At 63.2% G+C, this 4,221-nt stretch carries 5 protein-coding genes; all 5 read right to left on the bottom strand.

The features are described from left to right. Window positions 1-1,731: tetratricopeptide repeat protein (locus EN969_RS19275; protein WP_127419314.1), on the bottom strand; the 1,731-nt coding region annotated here is incomplete at its 3' end. A 257-nt stretch (window positions 1,732-1,988) separates the two neighbouring features. Then, window positions 1,989-2,432, bottom strand: a complete 444-nt coding sequence (locus EN969_RS19270) for a DUF1284 domain-containing protein (protein ID WP_063167655.1) — start codon at window positions 2,430-2,432, stop codon at window positions 1,989-1,991. Further along, window positions 2,429-3,022 (bottom strand): biotin transporter BioY, encoded by a 594-nt coding sequence (locus tag EN969_RS19265; protein ID WP_063167654.1) that lies wholly within the window; start codon window positions 3,020-3,022, stop codon window positions 2,429-2,431. Before EN969_RS19265 ends, EN969_RS19270 begins: the two co-directional genes overlap by 4 nt. A gap of 107 nt (window positions 3,023-3,129) precedes the next feature. After that, window positions 3,130-3,798 (bottom strand): GntR family transcriptional regulator, encoded by a 669-nt coding sequence (locus EN969_RS19260; RefSeq protein ID WP_063167653.1) that lies wholly within the window; start codon window positions 3,796-3,798, stop codon window positions 3,130-3,132. A gap of 105 nt (window positions 3,799-3,903) precedes the next feature. Then, window positions 3,904-4,221, bottom strand: a 318-nt coding sequence (locus EN969_RS19255) for a polyprenyl synthetase family protein (protein WP_206525182.1), incomplete at its 5' end; no start/stop codon positions are given.

Here is a 4,221-nt window from a genome sequence, read left to right as displayed (position 1 = left end):
CTCCTGCGCCGTGTTGGATTCGATCGGCGGCAGGCCCTTCATCAGCTTCTGCTGCAAGTTGGCCAGCACATCGGGATCCGGCTTCAGGTCGCGAGCCTGGTTCCACTGGAAGGTGGCTTCCAGCTTGCGGCCGACGCGCCAGTAGGCGTCGCCGAGGTGATCGTTGAGAACCGGATCTTCCGGCTTAAGCGACACGGCGCGTTCCATTTCGCGCACCGCGTCATCGAACCTGCCGAGGCGGAAATAGGCCCAACCCAGCGAATCGACGATGTAACCGTCGCTCGGCCTGAGGTCGACGGCCTTTTGAATCATCGCCAGCCCTTCCTTGAGATTCATGTTCATGTCGACCCAGGAATAGCCGAGATAATTCAGCACCTGCGGCTGGTCGGGGAACAGTTCCAGCGCCTTGCGGAAGTTCGGCTCGGCCTTGGGCCATTCCTTCAGGCGCTCATAGGCGATGCCGCGCTGGTAGAAGATGTTCCAGTTGGCTGCGGTCGGCGTCTTCAGCGCCTCGACAGCCTTGTCGTAGAGTGTGGCGGCCGAACGGAAATCCTCCTTCGAGGAATAGACGCCACCGAGCGCCAGATAGGCGCGCATGTCATTGGGATGGGCGTCGACGAAAGCCTTCAGATGAGTGATCGCTTCTTCGTGACGGTCGAGATCGGCAAGGTTGAGGCCGAGCTGCAGGTCCGAAAGCTCCTTCAGCGGCGAACCGGCGGGGATCCGGCGATAGAGCGCGATGGCGCCTTCGCCGTCCTTCAATTGCTCGGACACGGCAGCGAGTTGCACAAGGGCAGCGTCGCTATCAGGCTTCAAAGCAAGCGCATATTGCAGATAGAGGCGCACGAAGGGCTCGCCGCCGCCACGGTTGAGCGCGGTGGCGAGGTCGAGCAGGATTTCGGAGGCGCCATCGGATGGGCCGGCCACCAGGGGCGCAATCTTGTCGCCTTTTGCAATTCGGTCGCGCAAGGCGACGATTTCCAGCTTGCCAGGCGAAAACGCCTCGGCCTGATCGAGCACCGACAGCGCCTTGGTCTTGTCGCCCTTGCGGGCCAGGAACGAGGCGTAGGCCTGGGCGTTGCGCATCCAGGTTTCGGGAGCGGCACCACCGGCGGCGGTATCCTGCATGGTCGCGGCGTAGATCGCCTCGGCCTTTTCGGGCATGCCGGATGCATCAGCGATCAGGGCGCGGTGGAACGACTTGAACAGGCCGAACCAATCCGGCCCCTGCAGCTTGTCGATGGACGCCATCGCATCGGCAGGCTCGCCGGCGCCTTGCTGCGCCCAGCCGGACATCACCCCGGAGATCAGCCGGTCGAGATCGGATTCCAGCGACAGCTTGAGCCAGTACTGCGCCTTGGTGAAATCCTTCTTGTGGAAGGAATCGACGGCGAGCGCCAGCCGAGAGAAACGCTCGATGTCAGGCACTTCCTTGAGCTTGTCGGCATAGACCAGGGATTCGTCGAAGCGCCCTTGCGCGATCAGCGACAGCATCAGGCTCTGCTGCAGGCCGGTGTCGCTCGGGTCGAAGGCCAATGCTTGCTTGTAGTAGGCGATGGCGCTGTCGAGGTCGTTATCGCCTTCGGCGATCCGGGCTGCCAGATAGGCGCCCGAAAACGACGTGATCTTGACCGGTTCGGTGGTTTGCTTGGCATAGGCCGGCAAAGCCGAGATCGCCATGCCTGTCACAATTGCCAGCCTTGTCAGCCAGCGCGCACGTCCTTGCCGCATCGTATCCCTTTCAGCCAGGCGCCATCTCCGCGTCAGCGGGATCGGCGTAGACTCGATCTTTCCAGGCAAAGCATGGCCTTTTTGGGGTCGCGCTTCAATCCGCCTCGAATTCACAATCCGGGCACCCGATTAACAAATCATGGCGACAGGCACCAATTTTCCGCTCTTGGGATTTCGGCCATGGCCCTACGCGGCGCCGAATATATCACAGATTCGACGCTGAGGCTCCGCTTCGACCGCCAAGGCTCGGGCCAATATCAGCCCTTGCCTGGCGAGGCAGACCGTTGCACCAGCGTGTCGCTGTAGCCGCCGGCCGCTATCGTGCTGCACAGTTCGTTCCATTCGCAGCCGCCGCAGGCCTTGCGTACAAGGCCAGCCGAAAACGCCTGCCGCATCCGGCCCAGCATCGCCGTGTCGAGATCAACACAGGTGCCGACCTGGATTGGCCGTGCCAACAATTCTTCCACGTCCTGCGCGGCGAGCCGGTCCCGCTCGACGACGCTCTCGTTGAGGCAGTGCGGTTCCGGCTCGTCGAGCAACGGGGCGCAGACATCGTCTGGGCCGGAAACGAGGAGGACGTCCTCGCCCCGGCTCAGGCGCTCCGCTACGCGATCATAATTGGCGGTGAAGGCGGGGCTGTATCCCTTGCCCACATAGGTGAGCAGGCAAAGGAGGTGATGGGCGCGCAGCCTGATCGTCACGGATTGACCAGCTTGGCCTTGCCGCCGCGAAGCGCCATGAGCGTCGCGGCACCCAGCGCCGACTTGAGCAAGCCGCCGACGATGAACGGCAGGAAGCCGAAGGTAACGGCCTGTTCGGCTCCAATCATGACGGCAAGCCATGCTGTGCCCAGCACAAGGCAGGCAAGGTTGCCAAGCAGCATGGCGACGAAGGCAAGCATCACCCTTTTGCCGTTCCAGCCGCGTTCGGCCAGCCAGCCGACCAGTGCGCCGACAAGCGGGAAGGCGAAGAGATAGCCAGCCGTCGGCCCGACGAAATGCGCCGCACCCGCTGCCCCTCCGGACAGAACGGGAAAGCCGACCGCACCCTCGACCAGCCAGGCGGCGATGGTGAGCGCGCCAAGCCGCCAGCCATAGAGCGCGCCGACCAATGTCACGGCGAAGGTCTGCATCGTCACCGGGACCGGCACCATCGGCACTTCGACGTAGGATGACAGCGCCAGGAACAGGGTGCCGAGCACAACGGCTCCAATCTGCCAGGCAAGAGAACGATCCTGGAGCCGGAGCGGGCTGAACGACGGCTTGCTGGACGAGAATGCGACGTCTGTCATTGGGATTCCTTCGATCGATTTCAAATTATAGATAATTTCTGTTTTCGATCTATTATCGAATCCACACTTCCCTGGAGATTGCAAGCCCTGGCTTTGGCGGAGGCCGTCTAACCTACGATGGCGAAGGCTTCGCGCGTCGTTCCGGAAGCCGTCCTGACCGGCTTGCGGCCAATCCATTGGACGTGCCGCCCCAGTGTGACGGCCGCCGATTCGGTGTTTCCCTGCCGCAAGGCGGCGAGGATCGCGCGATGGTCCTGATCGGTGCGTGTCTCCCACTCCGAGCGCCATGCCGCGAACAGGAAACGGGCGCTTGCCGCGTGCAGATCGTTGATGGTGGCGAGCAGGCGCGGCATGCCACATGGCGACAGGATCAAGCGGTGGAAGGCGCGGTTGGCCTCTTCCCACGACCGGACATCGCGGGACTTGTCGCCAGCCTTGGACGCCTCCTCGGCGAGATCGAGAATGGCCGATGTCAGATGCGGCGCCGCGTGGCGCAGCGCCAGCACTTCAAGGGCGGCGCGCATTTCGGCGACTTCCTTGACCTCGCCCAGGTCGAAAGACGCGACACGCACGCCGCGGCGCGGTTCGCCGATGGCCAGCCCTTGCGCCTCGAGGCGGCGGAAGGCCTCGCGCACCGGAACATGGCTGGTTTGGAATTCCTCGGCGATGTGATCCTGCCGAAGCCTGGCCCCCGGCTCGATCGCACCGGAAATGATGCGGTCCGCCAGAACCTTGCTGATGCGCACCGCGATGGTGTCGTCTGTGCCCTTTGCCATGTTTTATAGATAATTTGCGGCAGGGCGGCTTGTCGAGACGGCGGGACCGAATTCCTAAACTTCCTCTTAGCGCAGGCCAGAGATAGCGTCGCGAAAGTCCAGCCTTTAGTTGACCCGGCTGATGCAGAAATCGATGACGTCGATCAGCGCCGATTTCTGCGGCGTCGCTTCGAGCGGCGCCAGCGCGTCGCGGGCAATCTCGCCGAAATGGCGCGCGCGTCCGATCGTGTCGGCAATGGCGCCGTGGCGGGTCATCAGGCCGGTCGCCTTTTCCAGGCCGGCGTCATCGGCGACATTGTCCTCGATGGCGCGCTTCCAGAAGGTGCGCTCGGCCTTGGTGCCGCGCCGATAGGCGAGAATGACCGGAAGCGTCACCTTGCCCTCGCGGAAATCGTCGCCGACGTTCTTGCCGAGATCCTTGCT

The sequence above is a fragment of the Mesorhizobium sp. M7A.F.Ca.CA.003.01.2.1 genome (assembly GCF_003998945.1).
In the GTDB taxonomy this organism is placed as follows: domain Bacteria; phylum Pseudomonadota; class Alphaproteobacteria; order Rhizobiales; family Rhizobiaceae; genus Mesorhizobium; species Mesorhizobium ciceri.
The sequence above is the reverse complement of the archived record's forward strand: the minus strand, read 5'-3'. Positions and strand labels throughout refer to the sequence as shown.

Bases quoted from the DNA above. Each gene is read 5' to 3' on its own strand.
- EN969_RS19265 (WP_063167654.1), bottom strand. From the start codon at position 3,022: ATGACAGACGTCGCATTCTCGTCCAGCAAGCCGTCGTTCAGCCCGCTC.
- EN969_RS19260 (WP_063167653.1), bottom strand. From the start codon at position 3,798: ATGGCAAAGGGCACAGACGACACCATCGCGGTGCGCATCAGCAAGGTT.